Source organism: Kitasatospora sp. SolWspMP-SS2h (assembly GCF_003259315.1).
Lineage (GTDB): Bacteria > Actinomycetota > Actinomycetes > Streptomycetales > Streptomycetaceae > Kitasatospora > Kitasatospora fiedleri.
Map to the genome: position 1 here is coordinate 228,150 of NZ_QLLT01000008.1, position 22,125 is coordinate 250,274.

Consider the following 22,125-nt stretch of genomic DNA (forward strand, 5'->3'; position numbering starts at 1 on the left):
GACAGGCGTCCGATCATGCCGCCGACCGGGCGCGGCAGACAAGCGGCGGACAAGCGGCCCCGGGTGAACGCACGGAAGCGGACGGACGTTCCGCCCCGTACGGAACGCCCGGCCGAGGAGCCGGACTGCCGCCCGGGCCCCCGGACTGCCGCCCGGACCGTCCCCCCGGCCGGGCGTTCCGTACGGGTGTGCGTCCGGCCCCGGCGCGTCCCCCAGAATGGGCGGGTGCACTACGGCATCCTCGGCACCACCACCGCCCACCACGACGACGGCACCCCGGTCGCGCTCGGCGGCGCCCGGCTGCGCGCCCTGCTGGCCGCGCTCGCCCTGCGCCAGGGCCGCCCCGTGCCCGCCGAGCTGCTCGCCGACGAGGTGTGGGCCGACGAGCCGCCGCAGGACGCCGCCGCCGCGCTGCAGACCCTGGTCGGCCGGCTGCGCCGCACGGTGGGCCGGGCCGAGATCGGCTCCGGGCCCGCCGGGTACTGGCTGACCGACCCGCGCACCGACGTCGCCGAGTTCCAGCGCCGGGCCGCCGACGGCACCCGCGCCCTCCGGGACGGCGACCCGGCCGCCGCCGCCGAGCAGCTCACCGCCGCGCTCGCGCTCTGGCGCGGCCCGGCCCTGGCCGACCTGCCCGACCGGACCGCCCCCGCCGCCCGCCTGGAGGACCAGCGCGCGGAGGCCCGCCGGCACCGGCTGACCGCCGCGCTCGCCCTCGGCCGCACCGCCGAGGTCACCGCCGAACTCGCCGAACTCTGCCGCGACCACCCCTTCGACGAGCAGCTCCAGGCCCTCCAGCTGCGCGCCCTGCGGGCCGCCGGCCGCACCGCCGAGGCGCTCGACCGCTACGAGGAGGTCCGGCGCACCCTGGCCGACCGGCTCGGCACCGACCCCGGCCCCGAACTGCGCGCCCTGCACCAGGAGTTGCTGCGCGCCGAGGCGCCCCCCGCGCCGGCCCCCGCCGCCGCGCCGCCGACCGCCCCGGCGGCCGGCAACCTCCGCCCCGGCCGGACCAGCTTCGTCGGCCGGGACGGCGAACTCACCACCGTGGCCGACGCCCTGACGGCCGGCCGGCTCACCACCCTGACCGGCCCCGGCGGCTCCGGCAAGACCAGGCTGTCGGTCGAGGCCGGCCGCCGCGAGCAGGACGCCGCCCGCTGGCCCGGCGGCGTCTGGCAGGTCGAACTCGCCCCGCTGGAGGACCCGGCCGCCGTCCCCGACGCCGTCGCCTCCGCGCTCGGCCTGCGCGAGACCGTGCTGCACACCGGCGGCACCGTCGCCGAGGCCATCGAGGGCGGCCGCAAGGACCCGGTCTCCCGGCTGGTCGACCACCTCGGCCGCCGCCGCGTCCTGCTGCTGCTCGACAACTGCGAGCACGTCATCCAGGCCGCCGCCGACCTCGCCGACCGGCTGCTCGCCGACTGCCCCGGCGTCACCGTGCTCGCCACCAGCCGCGAACCGCTCGGCGTCCCCGGCGAGTCCGTGCTGCCGGTCGAGCCGCTGCCCGACCCGACCGCGCTGCGCCTGCTCGCCGAGCGCGGCGCCGCCGCCCGCCCCGGCTTCCGCACCGACCAGGACCCGGCCGCCTGCGCCGAGATCTGCCGCCGCCTGGACGGCCTGCCGCTGGCCATCGAACTGGCCGCCGCCCGGCTGCGCGGCATGACCCCGCGCCAGCTCGCCGACCGCCTCGACTCCCGGTTCGCCCTGCTCACGGCGGGCTCCCGGACCCTGCTGCCCCGCCAGCAGACCCTGCGCGCCGTCGTCGACTGGTCCTGGGACCTGCTCGGCGACCGCGAGCGCGCCGCGCTGCGCCGGCTGTCGGTGTTCGCCGGCGGCTGCACCCTGGAGGCCGCCGAGCAGGTCGTCGCCGACGGCGAGCTGGTGCGCCGCGAGGAGGTCGCCGACCTACTGCTCTCGCTGGTCGACAAGTCCCTGCTGGTGGCCGGGCTGGGCGAGCAGCCCCGCTACTGGATGCTGGAGACCATCCACGAGTACGCCGCCGAACGCCTCGCCGAGGCCGCCGAACCCGACACCGGCCACCGCCACACCGCCCACTACCGCGAACTCAGCCGCACCGCCTACCTGAACCTGCACGGCCCCGGTCAGCTCGACGAACTCGCCCGCCTCGACCGCGAGCAGGAGAACGTCCGGGCCGCGCTGCGCCGCGCCGTCGACACCGGCCGGGAGCAGGAGGGCCTCGTCCTGGTCCTGTCGATGGCCGGCTACTGGATGCTGCGCGACTACCGCGCCGAGTCCCGCGCCTGGTACGACGCGGTCGCCGCGCTCGGCCCCGACCCGTACGCGGACGACGCCCCGCCGGCCGTCCCGCTCACCGCCGGGCCGCTGGACGCGCCGCCGCCGATGCCGCCCGAACTGCTCGACGAGGCCCGCCGCCAGCTCGGCCTGCACCGGCTGATCAGCCTGTTCTCCGGCGACCTGGGCCTGCTCGACAGCTCGGGCGCGCTGGACACCGCCGAACGCATCCTGGCCACCTACACCCCCGACCTGCCGCAGTCCTACCGGCAGCCGGTGCTCGCCCGGGTGTTCACCGTCTTCCTGACCGGCGAGATGGAGCGCACCCGCGAGGTGATGGACGACGCGGTGGCCGGCGCCCGGGTGCACGGCGGCCCGCTCGACCTGGCCTTCGCCCTGCAACTGCGGGCCCGGCTGCTCAACGACCTGGCCGGCGCGCTGGACCAGGCGATCGCCGACAGCGAGGAGGCGCTCGCCCTCTACACCGCGCTGGGCGACCGCTGGGGCATGTCCGACGCGCTCTCCGGCAAGGCCGAGAACGCCACCAAGTACGGCGACGCCGTCCAGGCCGAGGCGGCCTTCCGGCAGGCCATCGAGCTCTCCGTCCAGCTCGGCGCGCACCAGGAGGTCCCGATGCTGCGGGCCCGGCTCGGCGAGGTGCTGGCCGAGCGCGACCCGGAGGCCGGCGAGCGGATGGTCCGCGAGGCGGTCGCCGCCGCGTCCGAGGACCGGACCGACGCCGAGGGCGCCCGGATGTACGGGCGGCTGGTGCTGTGCAACCTGTCCGCGCGGCGCGGCGACTACGCCGGGGCGCTCGCGGTGCTCGACGAGCTGCCGGTCGACCCCGGCGCGCGCGGCCCGGTGCCCTCGGTGTTCACCGGCATCGTCGGCTGCATCCGCGGCTGGGTGGTGGCCCGGGCCGGCGACCCGGTGGCCGGGCTGGAGCTGATGCGGGCCGGGCGCCGCGCGATGACCGAGGTCGAGGCCGGCGCCACCGTCTTCGTCGAGCACATGGCGATGATGCTGATGACCCCGGTGGCCGGCGCCCTGGTCGAGTACGCCCGCGCGTTCGACGATCCCGCCGCCGCCCGCCGCGCCGCCGAACTGCTCGGCGCCCACGACGGCATCAGCGGCATGCCCGGCTCGTTCATGGAGCGCAGCGAGCACGCCCGGTGCGTCGCCGCGGCCCGCGAACTGCTGGGCGAGGACGACTACCTGGCCGCGTACGCGCGGGGCGGACGCCTCACGCTGCGCGAGGCGTCCGCCCTGTTGAACGACCCCGGCCCGTTCGGCGCCGGGTCCCGCTGACCCACCGTCAGGTGCGCTTGCGGAAGCGGGCCACCGCCAGCGGCGCGGTCACCACGGTGATCGCCGCCGCCCAGAGCAGCACCGTCACCACCGAGTTGCCCACCGGCTGGTCGTTGATCAGGGCGCGGCAGGCGTCGGCCAGCGCGGACAGCGGGTTGTGCTTGGTGAACGCCTGCAGCCAGCCCGGCATGGTGGTCGGGTCGGCGAAGATCGAGCTGCCGAACTGCAGCGGCATCATCACGATCATCGACATGCCCTGCACGGCCTGGGCGCTGCGCAGCGACATGCCCAGCAGCATCGACACCCACATCAGCGAGGAGCCGAACACCAGCGACAGGCCGACCGCGGCCAGCAGCTTCAACGGGCCGCCGTCGATGTCCATCCCGAGGGCCATCGCGAAGCCGATCAGCACCGCGAAGGCGACCACCGCCCGCAGCGTCTCCGCGATCATCTTCGACAGCAGCACCGCGGAGCGCCCGATCGGCAGGGTGCGGAAGCGGTCCATCACGCCGGTCTGGAAGTCGGTGTTCAGGCCGGTGCCCAGCGCCATCGCCAGGTTGAGGCCGGTGGTGCCGAGCAGGCCGGGCACCATGTACTGCATGTACTGGTGCTGTCCGCCGGCCATCGCGCCGCCGAACACGTAGACGAACAGCAGGATCATGATGACCGGGACCAGCAGCGCGTCCAGCATCGACTCCGGGTCGGCCTTGATCCGCATCAGGTTCCGGCGGGTCAGCGCGCCCAGGTGGCGCAGGTTGGCCCGCAGGCCGATCCGGGTGTCGTCCTCGGTGACGGCGGCCGGCGCGGGGGCGGGGTTCAGGGTGGCGGTGCTCATGCGACGGGCTCCTTGTCACGGGTCTGGGCGGGGACGGCGGACTTGCCGGTGATGGACAGGAACACCTCGTCCAGGCTGGGCAGCTTGGTGTCGATGCCCGCCACCCCGTAGCCGCGGGTGCCCAGCACCCCGATCACGGTGGTCAGCTGCCCGGCGTCGGTCAGGTGCACCGACAGCAGCTCCGACTCGGCCGAGAAGGTGGCCGGGACGCCGGCCTCACGGAGCACCCGGGCCATCTCCGGCAGCTGCGCCGGGTCGGTCGGCCGCACCTGCAGGCTCTGCCCGCCCACCTGCGTCTTGAGCTCCTCGACGCCGCCGTTGGCGATCACCCGGCCCTTGTCGATCACGGTCAGGGCGTGCGCGAGCTGCTCGGCCTCCTCCATGTACTGGGTGGTCAGCAGCACCGTCGACCCCTCGCCGACCATCCGCTGCACCTCGTCCCAGACCTCGTTGCGGGTGCGCGGGTCGAGGCCGGTGGTGGGCTCGTCCAGGTAGAGCACCCGGGGGCGGCCGATCATCGAGGCCGCGAGGTCCAGCCGGCGGCGCATGCCGCCCGAGTAGCCCTTGGCGGGCCGCTTGGCCGCCTCGGTGAGCGAGAAGCGCTCCAGCAGCTCGGCGGCGCGGGCCTTGGCGTCCTTCGCGGACAGGTCCAGCAGGCGCCCGATCAGGTACAGGTTCTCGTAGCCCGACAGCAGCTCGTCCACCGAGGCGTACTGGCCGGTCAGGCCGATGGTGCGGCGCAGCTGCTTGGGCTGGCGCAGCACGTCGTAGCCGCCGACGAACGCGGTGCCCGCGTCCGGCTTGATCAGCGTCGACAGCACCCGGACCAGGGTGGTCTTCCCGGCCCCGTTCGGCCCGAGCAGCCCCAGCACCGTCCCCTCGCGCACCGTCAGGTCGACCCCGTCCAGGGCCTTCGTCTCCCCGTAGTGCTTCACGATGCCGTGGACCTCCACGGCGTTGCGCTCGATTCGTGTCATGGGACCACCGTGCCGGGCCCGGCTGTCACGACGCTGTCAGCCCGCTGTCAGGCGGGCTGACAGCGGGCTGACGGGGGTCCCTGGGGGTCCCGGGGGAGGGGCGGGGTGCTAGCTGAAGCTGTGCTCCGGGCCCGGGAAGGCGCCCTCGCGGACGTCGGCGGCGAACTCGGTCGCGGCCTGGGCCAGCGTCGCGCGGAGGTTCGCGTACTGCTTGACGAACTTGGGGACGCGGCCGGCCGTCATGCCGGCGAAGTCGGTCCAGACCAGGACCTGCGCGTCGGTGCCGGGGCCGCCGCCGATGCCGACGGTGGGGATCGCGGAGTGCTCGGTGACCTGCGCCGCGAGCTCCGCCGGGACGGCCTCCAGGACGACGGCGAAGGCGCCGGCCTGCTGGACGGCCTTCGCGTCGCGCAGCAGCTGGTGCGCCGCCTCGTCGCCGCGGCCCTGGACGGGGTAGCCGCCGAAGGCGTGCACGGACTGCGGGGTGAGGCCGATGTGGGCCATCACCGGGACGCCCGCCTCGACGAGCAGCTCGATGCTGCGGGCGCTGCGCTCGCCGCCCTCCAGCTTGACGGCCTGGACGCCGGCCTCCTTCATCAGGCGGGCGGCGTTGTGCAGGGCCTGGGCCGGGGACTCCTGGTAGGAGCCGAAGGGCAGGTCGGCGACGATGAGGGCGCGCCGGGTGCCGCGGACCACGGCGGCGGACATCATCACCATCTGGTCCATGGTCACCGGCACGGTGGTCTCGTAGCCGAGGTGGCAGTTGCCCGCCGAGTCGCCGACCAGCAGGACCGGGATGCCGGCCTCGTCGAAGACCCCGGCGGTGAGGGCGTCGTAGGCGGTCAGCATCGCCCAGCGTTCGCCGTCGCGCTTGGCCCTGGCGAGGTCCCGGACGGTCACCCGACGGTTGGTGACGCCGCCGTAGAGGGCGGTGCCGGCGGGGGCGTCCTGCGTCTGGGCAGGCTGGAGCGGAGAAGCGTTCATCGAACAGACTCCTGGTGTGTGTCGTCTCGTGGCGCCGTACGGCGTCCCCGGATCTGGCTCCATGCTTGCACGCCGCGGGCCGTGCGCAAAGGGTCGGGGGTCCTCGGCGTGCGCGGGGGACCGGGGGCCCTTGGGGAAGTCTTTGCCTTTCCTTGGCCCCCGGAACCTCAATACGAGACGGTTCCGTATTGAAAAGGCGTCTAGGCTGTTCGTATGACCTCGCCGACCGCCGCTGTCCAGGCACCCCGGGTGCCCGAAGCAATACACCGCCGACGCTGGTGGATCCTGGGCACCCTGGTGCTCGCCCTGCTCGTCGTCGTCCTCGACAACTCGATCCTCAACGTGGCGATGAAGACCATCGCCACCCCCGCCCCGGTGGGCCTCGGCGCGAGCCAGAGCGACCTGGAATGGGCGATCAACTCCTACACGCTGGTCTTCGCGGGCCTGCTGTTCACCGCCGGCCTGCTCGGCGACCGGTTCGGCCGGAAGTGGACGCTGCTGGCCGGCATGCTGGTCTTCGGCCTCGGCTCGCTGCTCTCCGCGCTGGCCGCCAGCCCGGGCGAACTGATCGGCTACCGCGCCGTGATGGGCCTCGGCGGCGCCTTCGTGATGCCCGCCACGCTGGCCATCATCATGAACGTCTTCGAGCGGCACGAGCAGCCCAAGGCGATCGGCATCTGGGCCGGCGCGGTCGGCCTGGCCATCGCCATCGGCCCGATCACCGGCGGCCTGCTGATCGAGCACTTCTGGTGGGGCTCGGTCTTCCTGGTGAACGTCCCGATCGTGATCGTGGCGCTCGGCCTGATGGGCTGGCTGGTCCCGGACTCCAAGGACCCCAACCCCGGCAAGCTCGACCCGATCGGCGTGCTGCTCTCCATCATCGGCCTGGTGGCGCTGATCTACGGCATCATCAAGGGCGGCGAGCTCGCCGACTTCACCGACCCGAAGGCCTGGGTCCCGACCCTGATCGGCCTGCTGGCCCTGGTCGCCTTCGTGCTGTTCGAGAAGCACAGCCGGCACCCGGCGCTGGACGTCACCTGGTTCCGCAACAAGGTGTTCTCGGCCTCGATCGGCGTGGTCGGCATCGTGTTCTTCGCGCTGATGGGCGTCTCGTTCTTCGGCGTCTTCTACACCCAGAGCGTGCGCGGCTACAGCGCCCTGGAGGCCGGCGAGCTGATGCTGCCGCTGGCCGTCGCCCAGCTGGTCTTCGCGCCCCGGGCCCGCCTGGTGGTCGACCGGTTCGGCGTCCGGCTGACCTGCGCCGGCGGCATGCTGCTGGTCACCCTCGGCTTCCTCGGCTACGCCTTCCTGACCGCGACCAGCCCGATCTGGCTGCTGATCGTGCTCGGCTTCGTGATGGGCGCCGGCATGGCGCACGTGATGCCGCCGGTGACGGTCGCCATCATGGGCGCGCTGCCGCGCGAGAAGGCCGGCGCCGGCTCCGCGCTGAACAACACCTTCCGCCAGGTCGGCGGCTCGCTCGGCATCGCGGTGCTCGGCGCGCTGCTCTCCACGGTCTACCGCAACGGCATGGACGACCACCTGGCCGCCGTCCCGGCCCCGGTCCGCGACCGGGCCGGCGAGTCGATCGAGTCCACCCTCGGGGTGGCCGAGCGGCTCCACCTGCCCGCCCTGGTCGACCCGGCGAAGGACGCCTTCATCCACGCCATGCACGTGGTCTCCGGCGTCTCGGCCGGCGTCACCGTGCTGGGCGCGGTGCTGGCCCTGCTCCTGCTGCCCGGCAAGGTCGCCGGCCCCGGCGGCCCGGGCGCCCCGGCGGCCGGCCCGCAGGACCGGACCGGCTCCGGCGCGAGCACCGCCAAGGTGTGACCGCGAGGGTGGAGAATAGGGCCATGACGAGCGCCGACACTCCGCTCCAGCCGTGCCACGGCCCCGCCGGGGAGCAGGACGCTCCCCGGCGGGGCCGCCCGCGCAGCGAGGCGGCCGAGCAGGCGATCTACGGCGCCGTCGAGAAGCTGATGGAGGACGGCACCGGCCTGGCCGAGCTGTCCATCGAGCGGATCGCCGCCGAGGCGGGCGTCGGCAAGGCCACCATCTACCGGCGCTGGCCCAACAAGGAGGCCCTGCTGGTGGACGTGGTGGCCCGGCTGGAGGAGCCGCTGCCCCCGCTGCTCGGCCCGACCTACCGGGACGACCTGATCAACGCCGTCGACTACATGCGCCGGCGCGGCCTGCTCAAGCGCTCCCGCTGGATCGTCAAGTCCGCGCTCGGCCAGATGAACACCTGGCCGGAGCTCAAGCACACCTACCAGGAACGGGTGGTCCGGCCGCGGCGCGAGCTGGTCCGGCAGATCGTCCGGCGCGGCGTCGAGGCGGGCGAACTCCGCTCCGACCTGGACGTCGAGCTGCTCTGCGAGCTGCTGATCGGCCCGATCCTGCTGCGCACCGTCCTGTGGGACGACTCCCCGCTGGAGGACCCGGACCTGCCCCGGCAGATGGTCGACGCCGCCCTCCAGGGCATCGGCGCCCGGCCCGCCCCGTCCCCCGCGCGCTGACCCGCCCTTCCCCCGTACCTCCTCCCTCCTCCCGCCCCGCCTCCCGCCCCTCCTCCCGTGCCGTTCGGCACCCGGTGGAACTCCCGGGGCGCTCCGCCGCGTCCATCCCGTCATAGGCTGAGCCGAGAATCGGATCGGAGCAGGTCAGGGACGGGGTCGGCGGGAGAGCCGGCCGGGTGCGGCGGCGAGGAGCGGACGATGGTGCGGGCGGACGGCCCGGCGGTGGCGGCGGTGCGGGACGGACGGGGCGGGGCCCGGCGGGAGGGGCTGCGCCGCTGGTTCGCCTGGCGCCGGGGATGGCCGCTCACCGTGCTCGGCCTGCTGGTCACCGGGCTGCTGGTGGGCCACGCCCGGGTGCCCAACGCGGTCGGCAACACGGGCAGCCTGCTGGAGACCTTCCTGCCCTGGCTGGGGCTGGTCGTCCCGGTGCTGCTGGCGCTCGCGCTGTGGCGGCGGGCCGGGGTGGCGCTGGTGGCCGCGCTGCTGCCCGGCGCGGTGTGGCTGAACCTGTTCGGCGCGCTGCTGGTCGACAAGAGCAGCGGGCCGGGCGACTTCACCGTGCTCACCCACAACGTGGCCGCCGCCAACGACGACCCGCAGGGCACCATCCGGATGCTCACCGGCTCCGGCGCCGAGATCGTCGCGCTGGAGGAGCTGTCCGCCTCCGCCGCCCCGGTCTACGCCGCCGGGCTGGCCGGGGCCTTCCCGTACCACGTGGTGGAGGGCACCGTCGGGCTGTGGTCCAGCTACCCGATCGACGGCGTCGCCGTGGTCGACATCAAAATGGGCTGGACCAGGGCCTTCCGCGCCCGGGTCAGCACCCCCGAGGGCCCGCTCGCGGTGTACGTCGCCCACCTGCCCTCGGTGCGGGTCAAGTTCGACAGCGGCTTCACGGCCGGCCGGCGCGACGTCAGCGCCCAGGCCCTCGGGGACGCGATCGCGCACGAGCAGCTGGGCAAGGTGCTGCTGCTCGGCGACCTGAACGGCACCATGAACGACCGCAGCCTGGCCCCGGTCACCTCGCAGATGCGCTCCGCCCAGGGCGCGGCCGGCGACGGCTTCGGCTTCTCCTGGCCGGCCGCCTTCCCGCTGGCCCGGATCGACCAGATCCTCAGCAAGGGCGGCCTGGTCCCCACCGACTCGCGCACCCTCCCGGCCGACGCCAGCGACCACCTCGCGGTGGCCGCCGACTACCGGTACTAGGGCCTGTCTTCACACCCCCGTCTGCCCCGCGACGCCTGGCACGCCCTCTCGCCGCACCGGGCGAAAGGCCGAGGACATCCAGTACGCGACCTTCCACCCGGCACGCCGAGAGCACGCACCAGACGCCGCGGGGCTGCGACAGGGGTGTGAAGACGGGCCCTAGCGCCTACCGGCATCAGTTCCTGGCGCCGACCACCACGGTGGCGTCCCGCTCGCCGTCCTGCTCGATCCGGGCCGCCAGGCCGTGCCCGGTCAGCAGTGCGGCGGTGGCCGGGGCCTGGCGGGCGCTGGTCTCGATCAGCAGGCGGCCGCCGGGGGCCAGCCAGCGGGGCGCGGCCGCGGCGACCCGGCGCTGGACGGCCAGGCCGTCGGCGCCGCCGTCCAGGGCCACCGCGGGCTCGTGGTCGCGGGCCTCGGGCGGCAGCAGCGGGATCTCGCCGGTCGGCACGTAGGGGGCGTTGGCCAGCAGCAGGTCGACCCGGCCGCGCAGGGCGGGCGGCAGCGGCTCGTCCAGGTCGCCCAGGTGGACCAGGCCGCCGTACGGGGCCAGGTTGCGGCGGGCGCAGGCCACCGCGGCCGGGTCGACGTCCGCGGCGTGCAGTTCGACGCCGGGGCCGAGCCGGGCGGCCAGTGCCGCGCCGATCGCGCCCGAGCCGCAGCACAGGTCGAGCAGCACCGCGCCGGGGCGGCCCAGCGCGGCGGCCCGCTCGACCAGGAACTCGCTGCGCCGGCGCGGCACGAACACCCCGGGGGCGAGCGCCACGCGCAGGCCGGCGAACTCGGCGAAGCCCACCACCTGCTCCAACGGGTGTCCGGCGCACCGGAGTTCGAGCATCCGGTCGAGCTGTCCGGGGTCGGGGGCGGCGGCCAGCAGCAGCCGGGCCTCGTCCTCGGCGAAGACGCACCCGGCCGCGCGCAGCCGGTCGGTGACGAGGGTGTGGGTGGCGAGGGGGTGGGGGAGTGACACGGGGACCTCTCGAAGAGCCTGGCGGGCTCCCCGTCCGGTCAGGCCGCGACCCGGCGGCGGGGGAGCACCTCGACGACCTGCACGGTGATCTCTCCCACCTCCTCGGTCCGGGCGCGCCGGGCGTGACCGGGCGCGCACTGCGGCGCTCACCCTAACCCCTCGCGCCCCCGCTGTCAGCCCGCCCCCGTACCGCCTGGCCCGGCGCCCCGCTCAGCCCTGCCGCCAGCGGTTGGTGATGGGCAGCCGGCGGTCGCGGCCGAAGTTCTTCGGCGAGACCTTCGGGCCCGGCGGGTACTGCCGGCGCTTGTACTCGGCGGTGTCGACCAGCCGCACCACCCGGTCCACCACCTCGGCCGGGAAGCCGGCCGCGACGATCGCGTCCCGGCCCTCGTCGCCCTCCACGTACCTGGTCAGGACGGCGTCCAGCAGGTCGTAGTCGGGCAGCGAGTCGGTGTCCACCTGGTCGGGGCGCAGTTCGGCGGACGGCGGCTTGGAGATGGTGTTCTCCGGGACCGGCGGCACCTCGCCGCGCGCCTCGGCCGCCGCGTTGCGCCAGCGCGCCAGCCGGAAGACCAGCGTCTTGTAGACGTCCTTGATCGGCCCGTACGCGCCCACCGAGTCGCCGTACAGCGTCGAGTAGCCGACCGCCAGCTCGCTCTTGTTGCCCGGGGCCAGCACGAGCTGCCCCTCCTGGTTGGAGATCGCCATCAGCAGCGTGCCGCGCAGCCGGGACTGCAGGTTCTCCTCGGCCAGCCCGGTCAGCTCGGTGGCGCCCAGGTACGCGTCGAACATCGGCGCGATCGAGACCGTGCGGAAGTGCAGGCCGGTGCGGCGGGCCAGTTCGGCGGCGTCGTCCCGGGAGTGCTGCGAGGAGTAGCGCGAGGGCATCGAGACGCCGTACACGTTCTCCGCGCCGATCGCGTCCACCGCGATCGCCGCCACCAGCGCCGAGTCGATGCCGCCGGACAGGCCGATCAGCACCGAGCGCGCGCCGTTCTTGCGGACGTACGCCCGGGTGCCCTCGACCAGGGCCGCGTACACCTCGGCCTCGTCGTCCAGCCGCTCGGCCACCCGCGGCTCGGCCGGCTCGGCGGGCCGCTCCTTCGGCGCGCCGCCCAGGTCGACCCGGGTCAGCCGGAGGCCGTCGGCCAGCACCGTGCCGTCCGGCAGGCCGCCCTCGGCCGCGGCCGGCAGGTCGAGGTCGACGACCAGCAGCGCCTCCTCGAACTGCGGGCCGCGGGCCAGCAGCTCGCCGCCCTCGGTGACGACCATCGACTCGCCGTCGAAGACCAGCTCGTCCTGCGCGCCGACCATGTTCAGGTACACCAGCGGGCAGCCCGCCTCGGCGGCCCGGCGCCGGACCAGCTCCAGCCGGACGTCGTCCTTGTCGCGCTCGTACGGCGAGCCGTTGATCGACAGCAGCAGGCCCGCGCCGGCCTGGCCGGTGGCCGCGACCCGGCCGCCCTCCTGCCAGATGTCCTCGCAGATCGCCAGCGCGACGTCCACGCCGTGCAGCCGCAGCACCGTCAGCTGGTCGCCCGGCACGAAGTACCGGTACTCGTCGAACACGCCGTAGTTCGGCAGGAAGTGCTTGGCGAACCTGGTCACCACCGCGCCGCCGCGCAGCACCGCCGCGCAGTTCTGCGGCTTGCCCGCGTACCGGGTGCCCGGCTCGCCGCGGCCCAGGTAGCCGACCACCACCGGGGTGTCGCCCAGGCCCTCGGCCCGGAGCTTCTCCGCCAGGTCCACCAGGGCGGCGCGGGAGCCCTCGACGAAGGAGCCGCGGAAGGCCAGGTCCTCCACCGGGTACCCGGTCAGCACCATCTCCGGGAAGGCGATCAGGTCGGCGCCGGACTCGGCGGCCCGCTTCGACCAGCGCAGCACCTCCTCGCTGTTGCGGGCGAGGTCACCGACCCAGGGGTCGATCTGGCACAGGGCGAGACGCAGATTCGGCATGCCCCCGAGTGTAATCGTCTAACTGACGTTATGTCGCGGGGGGACCCCCTCCGGCACGGCGGACGCCGCCGTTCCGGTCCGGACCGTCCCGGGGTCGGCAAGTCGGCGAAGATCCGCCATGATGGGGGGCGACGCGGTCCGTGCGAGGTCCTCGCCGGTCCGGGCCGCCGGTGCGGGCGGCGTAACACGGGCGTAAAGAGCAGAGGTGAGACTGTCCCCATGGGCAAGCAGCAGGAGTTCGTGCTTCGCACGCTCGAAGAGCGTGACATCCGGTTCGTCCGGCTGTGGTTCACCGACGTGCTCGGGTTCCTCAAGTCCGTGGCGGTGGCCCCGGCGGAACTGGAACAGGCCTTCGACGAGGGCATCGGCTTCGACGGCTCGGCGATCGAGGGCTTCGCCCGGGTCTACGAGTCCGACATGATCGCCAAGCCGGACCCGACCACCTTCCAGATACTGCCGTGGCGCTCCGAGAACCCCGGCACCGCCCGGATGTTCTGCGACATCCTGATGCCCGACGGCTCCCCCTCCTACGCCGACCCGCGCTACGTCCTCAAGCGCACCCTGGAGAAGGCCTCCAACCTCGGCTTCACCTTCTACACCCACCCCGAGATCGAGTTCTTCCTCCTCAAGGACCTCCCCGGCGACGGCACCCCGCCGACCCCCGCCGACCAGTCCGGCTACTTCGACCACACCCCGCGCGGCATCGGCCACGACTTCCGCCGCCAGGCCATCACCATGCTCGAATCCATGGGCATCTCGGTCGAGTTCAGCCACCACGAGGGCGCCCCCGGCCAGCAGGAGATCGACCTGCGCTACGCCGACGCGCTCTCCACCGCCGACAACATCATGACCTTCCGCCTGGTCATGAAGGAGGTCGCCCTCGAACAGGGCGTCCACGCCAGCTTCATGCCCAAGCCGTTCTCCCACCACCCCGGCTCCGGCATGCACACCCACGTCTCCCTCTTCGAGGGCGACCGCAACGCCTTCCACGAGTCCGGCGCCGAGTACCAGCTCTCCAAGGTCGGCCGCTCCTTCATCGCCGGCCTGCTCAAGTACGCCGCCGAGACCGCCGCCGTCACCAACCAGTGGGTCAACTCCTACAAGCGCATCTGGGGCGGCTCCCAGCGCACCGCCGGCGCCGGCGGCGAGGCCCCCTCCTACATCTGCTGGGGCCACAACAACCGCTCCGCCCTGATCCGCGTCCCCATGTACAAGCCCGGCAAGCAGGGCTCCACCCGCATCGAGGTCCGCTCCCTCGACACCGGCTGCAACCCCTACCTCGCCTACGCCGTCACCCTCGCCGCCGGCCTCAAGGGCATCGAGGACAACCTCGAACTCCCCCCCGGCGCCGACGACGACGTCTGGGCCCTCACCGACGCCGAACGCCGCGCCCTCGGCATCCAGCCCATGCCCCAGAACCTCGGCGAGGCCATCGACCTCATGCAGCGCAGCGAACTCGTCGCCGAGACCCTGGGCGAGCACGTCTTCGACTTCTTCCTGCGCAACAAGCGCCAGGAGTGGGAGGAGTACCGCTCCGAGGTCACCCCGTTCGAGCTCCGCAAGGTCCTCCAGGTGCTGTAGTCCCTGGTCGGCGGTCCATACGCGGACATGAGAGAGGCCCCGGCCCGGGTGCGGATTCGCACCGGGACGGGGCCTCTCTTCCTTCCTGGGCCGCCTGTGGGCCGTCGGCTCGTCAGACCGGGGGCAGCGCGGGCGCTCCCCACGGCTCGGGCCGCGACCGCGCCAGCACCACGCGGCTCAGCACGAAGTGCTCCCGCTCGGCCGGGCCGTACCGGTCGCTCATGTCCTCGACGCTCAGCACCTCCATGCCCTGTTGCTCGCAGTGCATCGCGAGCCACTGCCGAGCGAACCACGACGCCAGGGGCTGCTCGGGTGCCGGGGCGATCTCGACACGACCGAACACCGGCCCGCCGGCCGACTCCTGGACACCCACCACCCACCGGTCGCCGTACCGGCCGCCGTGCAGATGGACGACCGCGATCCCGTCGCGGAACAGCTCCTCCGGGAGGTCGAGCGTCGTGGATGCCACCTGCTGGAGCAGCATGCCCGCGTACAGGCCCAGCAGATCCGGCTGGAACGCCTGGTCCAGCAGGCCGCGCGAACGGTTCGCGGCGTCCTTGACCAGGTGGGCGTAGACGCGCAGGGTGAACCCCGGATCGCTGTGGCCGAGGTAGCTGCTCAGCGCCTTTGGGTTCTCACCGCGGTGCAGCAGGACCGACGCGAAGTAGTGCCGGAGCGCGTGCATGCCGTGCTCACGGGCGGCCGGCGCGCGTTTACCACGCTCGGGCGCGGGGATGACGCCCGCCTCCACCAGCGCGGGCTTCCACGCATAGGTGTTGAAGTCGCTGCGGCGGATCGGTCCGCCGTCGTCCTTGGTGAAAGCCAGAAGCTTCGTCACCATGCGCCCGCCCGGCCTGATCCATGGCAGGGTCACCTCGACGGGCGGGTACTCCGCCAGGTGGCCCTGCAAGGCCCGTCCGGTGGCCGGAGCCATCGGCGTGTCCCGCTCCTTCTCGCGCTTCGGCGGAGCGAACACCAGGTGGCCGCCGATGTCCTTGATCTGGCAGGTGACGTGCACCCAGCCGGTGGCGAAGTCGATCTCGTCGACCGGCAGGCCGAAGATCTCCCCTTGCCGAAGACCACAGCCGCCGCCCACGTCCACCATTCCCCGGTACCGGCCGGGCAGAGCGGAGCGGACGGCTCCCACCTGTTCGTCCGTCCAGGGCCGCACCCTGGCCCGGGTGCTGCTGGGCTTGGTGACGGAACGGGACCGGCACGGGTTCGTCGTCAGGATGCGGTCTTCGACGGCAGCGGTGAAGATGGCTGAGACGCTGGTGAAGATGACGCGCCGGTAGGACGACGCCGGAACGGCCTTCTCCAGCGCGAACAGCCAGGCGCGGATGTGCGAGGGCTGGAACGACTCCATCGGGCGGGTACCCAGGTACGGGATCGCGTGCAGGGTGATCTGGCTCCGCACCGACGCCTGTGTGGTGCCGCTGGTGAGCTGGTTCTCCAGCCACCGCTCGGCGTACTGGCGGAACGTGGTCCGGGCGGCCTTCGGGTCGACGTACTGGCCCCGGGACATGTCCGTCTCGATCTCGGACAACCAGATCTCGGCCTTGCGCTTCTGGCGGTCGGGGAAGCTTTTCGACTTCTCAGTGCCGTCGGGGCCGATGTAGCGGGCCCGATAGCGCATGCCGATGCCGTGGCGGTCCGACTTGACCCGGATGGGCTTGCCGTCGGGTCCGGGCTCGGTCTTGAACCAGCGGTCCTGGACGTGTCCGGCCAAGGTCAGGCCACCTCCCGTCCCTTGGCGGCCACCCACTGGGCGACCTCGGCGGGGTCGTAGCGCAGGTGCCGGCCGACGCGGAATCCGGGCGGGCCGGTGCGCTTGCGACGCCACTGGTAGACGGTCTCGACGGACGGGAGGTCGAACAGCTCTACCAGGTCCTCGGGCTTGAGGTACCGGTCGGGGAGCGGCGCCGCGGTCTTGTCGGCGCTGTGCACCAGGTGGACGGACGTCGGACGTTGGGGCTTGGGCATGCGAGTTCCTTGTGTGAGTGAGCGGGGATGGTCTGAACCGAACAGGTAGTGATGTGACAGGCGAAGGGGGTGTCACAGCGGGGTGTCACTGCGATTTATGCAGCTCAGAGCCCCGTAGTGACAGCGGTGACAGCTGTGACAGATACAGGCGCGGCGGAACTGTCACACCGGCTCGGGAACGACGTACGCGCCGCTGGCGTCGGTGCTGAGCTGGCCGTCCTTGGCCATGCGGGCGCACGTCTGGCGGGTGTTGGCGTAGTCGAGTCCGGTGGCGGTGGCGATGTCTTTGGGGCGTGTGCCGGGGTTGTTGCGGACGTGGTTGAGGATGGTGGAGCGGGTGTCGCCGATGGTGTGGTCGCCGGCGGGTCCTTCGAGGAGGAGCCAACTGCCGCTCTCGGGTTGGAAGCTGAGGGCGTGTTCGGCTTCGTCGACGTCGCGGCCGGTGATGTGGAGGACGCCGTCGGCTTTGCCGCGGGAGCGTTTGAGGACGAGTGTGGCGTCGGCGGCTCCGGCGAGGCCGTTGGTGCCGGAGACCTCGGCGAGGAAGTCGTCGGAGCCCATTTTGCGGACGTGGTGGACCAGGATCGTTGCGACCGAGTGTCGGTCGGCGACTTGCTTGGCGTAGCCGATGGCGGCGTAGTCGGCGTCGTAGGCGGCGATGCCGGGCGGGGAGGTGCCGCGGACTTTGGCGAAGACGTCGATGACGACGAGTCGGGCGTCGGGGTTGCGGGTGAGCCAGTTGTCGAGGGCGTCGGCGCCGCCCTGGGGCAGGGCGGGGAATTCGGTGGCGATGGTGAGGTCGCGGGGTGCGGGGCGGCCGTTGAGGAGTTTGCCCATGCGGGTCTTGAGGCGTCGGGGGGTGTCTTCCAGGGCGAGGTAGAGCACCGGGCCCGCTTCGACGGGAACGGAGCCGAAGGCGGGTCGGCCGGCGGCGACGTCGAGGCCGAGGCCGAGGGAGAGCCAGGACTTGCCGACCTTGGGCGGTCCGGCAAGGAGGCTGACGCCTTCGGCGAAGAACCCGGGAACGGCCCAGCGGGGTTCGGGGAAGTCGGTGGCCATCAGGTCGGCCGCATTCCACACCGCGCGGGGCCTGGGCGGGCCCTGGGCCGCAGAAGCGCCTTGCGGGGGTGCGGGGGTGGCAGCGGCCCACGGGTCCGTGTCGGGGGCGGGTTCGTCGGGCCAGGAGGCGTCTGCGGGGTCGTCGTGGACGACGCGCAGTCGCGGCGTGGTGGGGCGGGGGTCTTCGGGCCCGGCGGGGCGGGTCACGCGGCGCGTCCGACGGTGGCGTAGCCGTTGGCGACGGCTCGGGCGGCGTAGGCGTGGGGGACGCCGACGGACACGGCGGCGGCGATGAGGTGTTCGGCGGCGGCGTCGAGGGCGCAGGGACCGGGGCAGCGGGTGTGCTGGGCGGCGAGGAACCCGGCGACGAAGTAGGTCTGCGAGCCCGCGCCGGTCTCGGTGCGGCTGCGGATCCTAGCGACGGCGCGTTCGATGCCGGTGCGGATGAACGTGTCGTTGTGCCTGCACCCGTGGCCCAGTGTCCGCGTCCAGGGTGCGGCGGGGGTGGAAAGGCCCACCCCTCCCGCGGGGGCGGGGGTGGTGCTTTCACTGCGGGAGGCGAGTGCCCGGACGGCGTCGGGCAGGGTGGTCATGGTGCCGGTGCCAGGGCCGAGCCAGCGGACGTAGGACGCGTGGGACTTGATGTCGACGCCGGGGCGGACGGAGTTCGCGGAGGGCATGACGTCGCGGTAGACCCAGTGCTCACCGCGGTCGGTGGGCACGGTCTTGGTCGGCGGCATCGCGGAGCGGGCCCAGGCGACCGCGGCGGGGGTGTCGAGGTCGAGGACGGTGACCCCGGCGCCGCCCGGGTGGTAGGCGACCGTGGTGGCCTCGCGCCACGCGGCCACCCAGGCCGGGCTGGTGAGAACGCCGACGTCGGTGGTCGCGGCGGCCCAGCCGTGGCATGGCCTGGGGCACGCGCAGGACCCTGCGGCCTTCATGTTCGGTCGGCCGCCGCACGCGTTCGCGGCGCAGTCCCAGCAGTTGCCCACGGGGAGCTTCCCGTTCCGCAGCGGCAGGGCGGGCAGATTCGCCCGGGCGAGGTGGACCGCGAGGCGCAGGATGCTGCTCATGCTGGTTCTCCTTTCAGCGGTGGGGTGTGTGGCGGGCCGGCGGGGCCCGCCGCGGGGAGGGACGGTCAGGCGGCGCGGAGCGCCCGAGCGGGCTGCGGGTTGGTGGTGAGGGCGTCGGTCCATGCGGTGCGCAGGTGGGTGCGGTCGCGGTGGTCGACGGCGGAGGAGTCGAGGCGGATGGGCATCTGGAGGCCGAGGAAGTCGTGGCCGGCGGCGATGAGGAGGGGCTTGTCCGGTCCGGCGGACCAGAGGGTGAGGGGTTCGTGGCGTTCGGCGGGGGCGTGGTGCCAGCGGGCTAGGAAGTCGGCGCTGTAGTGGGCTTCTTGGGTGAGCTGGGGTTCGGCGGCGAGGGCGTCGGCGAACAGGTGCCGCCACTTGGGGAAGTGGGAGGCTTCCTCGGCGTGGGCGGACAGCTGAAGGGCGCGGTCGCCGTCGCTGACGGACAGCCATGTCTCGGCACCGGGCCACGCCTGCTCGTAGGTGAGGGTGTGCTCGGTGCGGTGGCGGCGGCAGGTGAAGAGGGCCTTGAGGGCGGTGAGGTCGGACTTGGCGATGAGGGCGCGCCAGGGGCCGTTGGCGGTGTCGTCGGGGGTTTCGTGGCGGGTGAGGGCGAAGGTGTAGCGGTCGGTGGCGCAGGCGAACAGGTGGGTGCCGGTGGCTTCGAGGTAGATGCCGTTGATGCTGGGGAGGGTGGTGTCGGTGCTGATGTGCGGGGCGAGGCGGCGGATGATGCCGGGCAGGTCGGGCAGGGTGACGGGCACGGCTAGTTCCTCCTGGTCAGAACAGGGCGGCGGGTTCGGCGGGCGGCTGCGCGGCCGCGGCGCTCTTGCGGGCGGCGGTGCGGGCGGCGTGGTGGCAGGTCGGGCACCAGGCGGCGAGGCGGGCCGCGGGGAGGGCGGCGGCCCGGTGGTCAGGCAGGGCCAGGTCGGCGGGGTCGGCGGGTGCGGCGAGGAGGCGGACCCGGCCGCCGCCGTGGGTGCGGTGGGAGCCGTCCTCGCGGGGCACCGGTCGCCGTCCTTGGCGTGAGACTTGCCGCAGGCGCCGGAGCACTGGCAGCGGTCGGCGGCGGCGGCCATGACGGCCCGCCACAGGCCGGTGTCGCCCAGCGGAGCGGGCGCGGTCGGGGCGCTCACGCGGCCCATCCGGTGGCGAGTTCCTGGCCGGTGACGGCCTCCACCAGGGCGGAGACCAGGACTTCGGCGACGTTGCTGGTGACGGCGTTGCCGAACTGGCGGACCTTCTCGCGCTTGTTGCCGACGACCACGTAGTCCGGGAGGAAGGTCATGGCCGCGCCGATCTCGTGCGGCTCCAGCATCCGGAACAGCACGTCGTCGACCGCGGCAGGGCTCCCGCCCACGGCGGCGAGGCCGTAGCGGTCGCGGGTGGTCATCGTGCCGACGGGCTCGGCGACGGGCGGGCGGCGCCGGTGCCGTAGTACGGGGTGAGCAGCGCCGACCAGTCGACGGGGCCGCCGGTGGGGAGGGCGAGGCCGTGGTGGTTGCCGGAGGCGGTGACGGTGGCGAGGGCGTCGAGGACGGGGCGGGCGTCGGAGGAGCCGCCGCGCAGTTCGGCGATGAACGGCAGCCACGCGAGGCCGGTCTCGTTGCGGGCGGTCTGGGTGCGCAGCGGTTCGATCGCGGCGGTGGCGCTCTTGCCGTCGCGGCCTTCGGTGGGGACGAGCAGGGGCGGCGGGGCGGTGGTGGTGAGGCCGTGGTTGCCGCCGTCGGCGACGACGGTGGCGAGCGGGTCGCGGCCGGCGAGGAGGGAGCGGTTGCGGTCGGAGCGCAGCGGGACCAGGAACGGCGGGGTGCCGTCGGGGGTGGCGTAGCGGCGAAGGCCGGCTTGGATGCGGGCGAGGGTCTTGTCGGCGAGGGGCTTGGCGCGGCCGCCGACGCGCTGGCCGGGCAGGGACCAGTCGATGATGCTCGCCGCGGGGACCACCGGCGGTTCGACGATCTGGTTGCGGCAGGTGACGTGGGGGCAGCGGTAGGCGTACTGCTGGCGGTAGCGGCCCATGTCCGCGCCGGGGCGCTTGAACGCCTGCACCGCGCGCACCCACTCCTCGCACGTCGTGCACCACGCCTTGGGGCGCAGCCACTTGTCCCAGTCGGGGGTGCGGCCCAACTCGCGCCGCCAGTAGGCGAGGTAGAGGCGGTCGCGGGACTGCGGCGCGACGGGGGTGACGGCGGGTCGGGCGTGCATGGAGTTGAGGGCGATCAGGCGGGTGGCGTAGCCGAGGTCGCGGATGTCCTGCACCCAGCGGGTCCACAGGTCCCAGGCGCGGACGTCGATGACGTTCTCCACGACGCCGGCGAGGACGGGTTTGCCGCGGCAGGCCATGGCCTCCAGGTAGCGGGGGACGTCCCACATCAGGGCGCGGGAGCGGTCGGTGGCGGCGTCGGGGAGGGTCTCGCCGAACAGGTCGGGCTGCTTGTCGAAGTCCCGCTTCACCCCGCGGGCGGTGGACCACTTCGGGCACTCCGGGGAGGCCCAGAACAGGTCTGCGGCGGGGAACTTGGCGACGTCGGCGTCGTGCAGGTCGCCGAGGAAGTGGTCGGCGTCGGGGAAGTTCGCCGAGTGCGAGGCGATGGCCTTGTCCCAGTGGTTCGCCGCGAGTGCGGCCTTCACCCCGGGCACTCGCTCCGCGCCGGCGCTGCTGCCGCCCGCGCCGCAGAAGAAGTCGATGTAGGTCAGCGTCACCGGGCACCCCCGGCCTGGATGGTGCGGTGGTCGCCGCTGTCGCGGTCGTTGTCGTCGATGAGGGCGGGCGTGCGGGTGGTGAACTCGGGCATGCTGGTCTTCCTGATCTCGTGAGAGCGGGTCGGGAAGGGCCCCGCGGCAGTCGCGTGCTTGGCGGCTTGTTCGGCTGCTGCGGGGCCCGTTTGCGCTGTTGGGGCGGGGCCTAGAAGGGCGGTTCCTCGCTGAATCCGGCCGGGCTTCCGCCGAAGCCGCCCGACGGCGCCGCGGGTCCCGCGGTGGTGGCTGCGGCGGGGGCGGCGGTGGCCCAGGGGTCGGTCTGGGCGGGGGTGTTGGTGCGCTGGGCGCGGGTGACCTTGGCGGTGGCGAAGCGCAGCGAGGGGCCGATGTCGTCGAGGTCGAGGCCGAGCATGGAGCGGTTCTCGCCCTGGTCGGTCTGCCAGTTGTGCTGGACGAGTCGGCCGGTGGCGACGACGCGCATGCCCTTGGTCAGGCTGTCGGCGGCGTGTTCGGCGATCTCGCGCCAGGCGGTGGCGCGCAGGAACAGGGCGGTGCCGTCCTTCCACTGCCCGGTGGTCTTGTCGTAGGTGCGCGGGGTCGAGGCGATGGTGAACTTCGCGAGGGCGACGCCGGCGGGGGTGAAGCGCAGTTCGGGGTCGTCGGTCAGGTTGCCGACGACGGTGATCGGGGTCTCTCCCACGGACACAGGGCCTCCAAGGGCACTCGGAGTGTC

Annotated in this window: 19 protein-coding genes; 5 read left to right on the forward strand and 14 right to left on the reverse strand. The window is 73.6% G+C overall.

Annotated elements, in window-relative coordinates:
* Nucleotides 1–225 precede the first annotated feature (225 nt).
* Nucleotides 226–3,561 (forward strand): BTAD domain-containing putative transcriptional regulator, encoded by a 3,336-nt coding sequence (locus K353_RS12330; protein WP_111553617.1) that lies wholly within the window; start codon nt 226–228, stop codon nt 3,559–3,561.
* A gap of 7 nt (nt 3,562–3,568) precedes the next feature.
* Here K353_RS12330 and K353_RS12335 read toward each other — a convergent pair whose 3' ends face one another.
* From K353_RS12335 to panB, 3 genes are all read right to left on the reverse strand, one after another.
* Nucleotides 3,569–4,396 (reverse strand): ABC transporter permease, encoded by an 828-nt coding sequence (locus K353_RS12335; RefSeq protein ID WP_111553618.1) that lies wholly within the window; start codon nt 4,394–4,396, stop codon nt 3,569–3,571.
* Nucleotides 4,393–5,373 (reverse strand): ATP-binding cassette domain-containing protein, encoded by a 981-nt coding sequence (locus tag K353_RS12340; RefSeq protein ID WP_111553619.1) that lies wholly within the window; start codon nt 5,371–5,373, stop codon nt 4,393–4,395. Before K353_RS12340 ends, K353_RS12335 begins: the two co-directional genes overlap by 4 nt.
* 108 nt (nt 5,374–5,481) lie before the next feature.
* Complete coding sequence (panB, locus tag K353_RS12345; protein WP_111553620.1) at nt 5,482–6,357, reverse strand: 3-methyl-2-oxobutanoate hydroxymethyltransferase; 876 nt, start codon at nt 6,355–6,357, stop codon at nt 5,482–5,484.
* A gap of 213 nt (nt 6,358–6,570) precedes the next feature.
* On the opposite strand from panB, the gene K353_RS12350 reads away from it, so the two are divergent.
* The 3 genes from K353_RS12350 to K353_RS12360 all read left to right on the forward strand — a co-directional run bounded on the left by K353_RS12350 (nt 6,571) and on the right by K353_RS12360 (nt 10,076).
* The gene (locus K353_RS12350; protein ID WP_111553621.1) at nt 6,571–8,187 is read left to right on the forward strand and encodes an MFS transporter; all 1,617 of its coding nucleotides are present in this window, start codon (nt 6,571–6,573) and stop codon (nt 8,185–8,187) included.
* Between the two features lie 23 nt (nt 8,188–8,210).
* Nucleotides 8,211–8,873, forward strand: coding sequence for a TetR/AcrR family transcriptional regulator (locus K353_RS12355; protein ID WP_111553622.1), 663 nt, complete (start codon nt 8,211–8,213; stop codon nt 8,871–8,873).
* Between the two features lie 198 nt (nt 8,874–9,071).
* Nucleotides 9,072–10,076: an endonuclease/exonuclease/phosphatase family protein gene (locus K353_RS12360; RefSeq protein WP_111553623.1), complete on the forward strand. Its 1,005-nt coding sequence runs from the start codon at nt 9,072–9,074 to the stop codon at nt 10,074–10,076.
* A gap of 175 nt (nt 10,077–10,251) precedes the next feature.
* Here K353_RS12360 and K353_RS12365 read toward each other — a convergent pair whose 3' ends face one another.
* Both K353_RS12365 and K353_RS12370 read right to left on the reverse strand, forming a co-directional pair.
* Nucleotides 10,252–11,043, reverse strand: coding sequence for a putative protein N(5)-glutamine methyltransferase (locus tag K353_RS12365; RefSeq protein ID WP_111553624.1), 792 nt, complete (start codon nt 11,041–11,043; stop codon nt 10,252–10,254).
* A 210-nt stretch (nt 11,044–11,253) separates the two neighbouring features.
* Complete coding sequence (locus tag K353_RS12370) at nt 11,254–12,999, reverse strand: NAD+ synthase (protein ID WP_111553625.1); 1,746 nt, start codon at nt 12,997–12,999, stop codon at nt 11,254–11,256.
* Between the two features lie 219 nt (nt 13,000–13,218).
* On the opposite strand from K353_RS12370, the gene glnA reads away from it, so the two are divergent.
* A complete protein-coding gene (gene glnA, locus K353_RS12375; RefSeq protein ID WP_111553626.1) occupies nt 13,219–14,580 on the forward strand; it encodes a type I glutamate--ammonia ligase in 1,362 nt (453 codons plus the stop codon).
* Nucleotides 14,581–14,692: 112 nt separating this feature from the next.
* On the opposite strand, the gene K353_RS12380 is transcribed toward glnA, so the two are convergent.
* The 9 genes from K353_RS12380 to ssb all read right to left on the reverse strand — a co-directional run bounded on the left by K353_RS12380 (nt 14,693) and on the right by ssb (nt 22,098).
* Nucleotides 14,693–16,309, reverse strand: coding sequence for a site-specific integrase (locus K353_RS12380; protein ID WP_111553627.1), 1,617 nt, complete (start codon nt 16,307–16,309; stop codon nt 14,693–14,695).
* Nucleotides 16,310–16,311: 2 nt separating this feature from the next.
* Nucleotides 16,312–16,563 (reverse strand): AlpA family transcriptional regulator, encoded by a 252-nt coding sequence (locus K353_RS12385; RefSeq protein ID WP_111553628.1) that lies wholly within the window; start codon nt 16,561–16,563, stop codon nt 16,312–16,314.
* A gap of 162 nt (nt 16,564–16,725) precedes the next feature.
* On the reverse strand, nt 16,726–17,622 hold the full coding sequence (locus K353_RS12390) for an AAA family ATPase (protein WP_111553629.1): 897 nt from the start codon (nt 17,620–17,622) through the stop codon (nt 16,726–16,728).
* A gap of 203 nt (nt 17,623–17,825) precedes the next feature.
* Nucleotides 17,826–18,695, reverse strand: coding sequence for a DNA primase (locus K353_RS12395; protein WP_111553630.1), 870 nt, complete (start codon nt 18,693–18,695; stop codon nt 17,826–17,828).
* 65 nt (nt 18,696–18,760) lie between these two features.
* Nucleotides 18,761–19,456 carry a hypothetical protein gene (locus tag K353_RS12400; protein WP_111553631.1) on the reverse strand — a complete coding sequence of 232 codons (696 nt, stop codon included), beginning with the start codon at nt 19,454–19,456 and terminating at the stop codon, nt 18,761–18,763.
* 16 nt (nt 19,457–19,472) lie between these two features.
* On the reverse strand, nt 19,473–19,700 hold the full coding sequence (locus K353_RS35515; RefSeq protein ID WP_233533527.1) for a hypothetical protein: 228 nt from the start codon (nt 19,698–19,700) through the stop codon (nt 19,473–19,475).
* Between the two features lie 124 nt (nt 19,701–19,824).
* Entirely contained in the window at nt 19,825–20,085 is a 261-nt protein-coding gene (locus tag K353_RS35520) for a DNA cytosine methyltransferase (RefSeq protein WP_233533528.1), read from the reverse strand.
* Nucleotides 20,082–21,395, reverse strand: coding sequence for a DNA cytosine methyltransferase (locus K353_RS12410; protein WP_233533529.1), 1,314 nt, complete (start codon nt 21,393–21,395; stop codon nt 20,082–20,084). Before K353_RS12410 ends, K353_RS35520 begins: the two co-directional genes overlap by 4 nt.
* Before the next feature lie 202 nt (nt 21,396–21,597).
* Nucleotides 21,598–22,098, reverse strand: a complete 501-nt coding sequence (gene ssb / locus K353_RS12415; protein ID WP_111553632.1) for a single-stranded DNA-binding protein — start codon at nt 22,096–22,098, stop codon at nt 21,598–21,600.
* Between the last annotated feature and the right edge of the window lie 27 nt (nt 22,099–22,125).

Bases quoted from the DNA above. Each gene is read 5' to 3' on its own strand.
- K353_RS12335 (WP_111553618.1), bottom strand. From the start codon at position 4,396: ATGAGCACCGCCACCCTGAACCCCGCCCCCGCGCCGGCCGCCGTCACC.
- K353_RS12340 (WP_111553619.1), bottom strand. From the start codon at position 5,373: ATGACACGAATCGAGCGCAACGCCGTGGAGGTCCACGGCATCGTGAAG.
- panB (WP_111553620.1), bottom strand. From the start codon at position 6,357: ATGAACGCTTCTCCGCTCCAGCCTGCCCAGACGCAGGACGCCCCCGCC.
- K353_RS12350 (WP_111553621.1), top strand. From the start codon at position 6,571: ATGACCTCGCCGACCGCCGCTGTCCAGGCACCCCGGGTGCCCGAAGCA.
- K353_RS12355 (WP_111553622.1), top strand. From the start codon at position 8,211: ATGACGAGCGCCGACACTCCGCTCCAGCCGTGCCACGGCCCCGCCGGG.
- K353_RS12360 (WP_111553623.1), top strand. From the start codon at position 9,072: ATGGTGCGGGCGGACGGCCCGGCGGTGGCGGCGGTGCGGGACGGACGG.
- K353_RS12370 (WP_111553625.1), bottom strand. From the start codon at position 12,999: ATGCCGAATCTGCGTCTCGCCCTGTGCCAGATCGACCCCTGGGTCGGT.
- glnA (WP_111553626.1), top strand. From the start codon at position 13,219: ATGGGCAAGCAGCAGGAGTTCGTGCTTCGCACGCTCGAAGAGCGTGAC.
- K353_RS12385 (WP_111553628.1), bottom strand. From the start codon at position 16,563: ATGCCCAAGCCCCAACGTCCGACGTCCGTCCACCTGGTGCACAGCGCC.
- K353_RS12390 (WP_111553629.1), bottom strand. From the start codon at position 17,622: ATGGCCACCGACTTCCCCGAACCCCGCTGGGCCGTTCCCGGGTTCTTC.
- K353_RS12395 (WP_111553630.1), bottom strand. From the start codon at position 18,695: ATGAGCAGCATCCTGCGCCTCGCGGTCCACCTCGCCCGGGCGAATCTG.
- K353_RS35520 (WP_233533528.1), bottom strand. From the start codon at position 20,085: ATGACCACCCGCGACCGCTACGGCCTCGCCGCCGTGGGCGGGAGCCCT.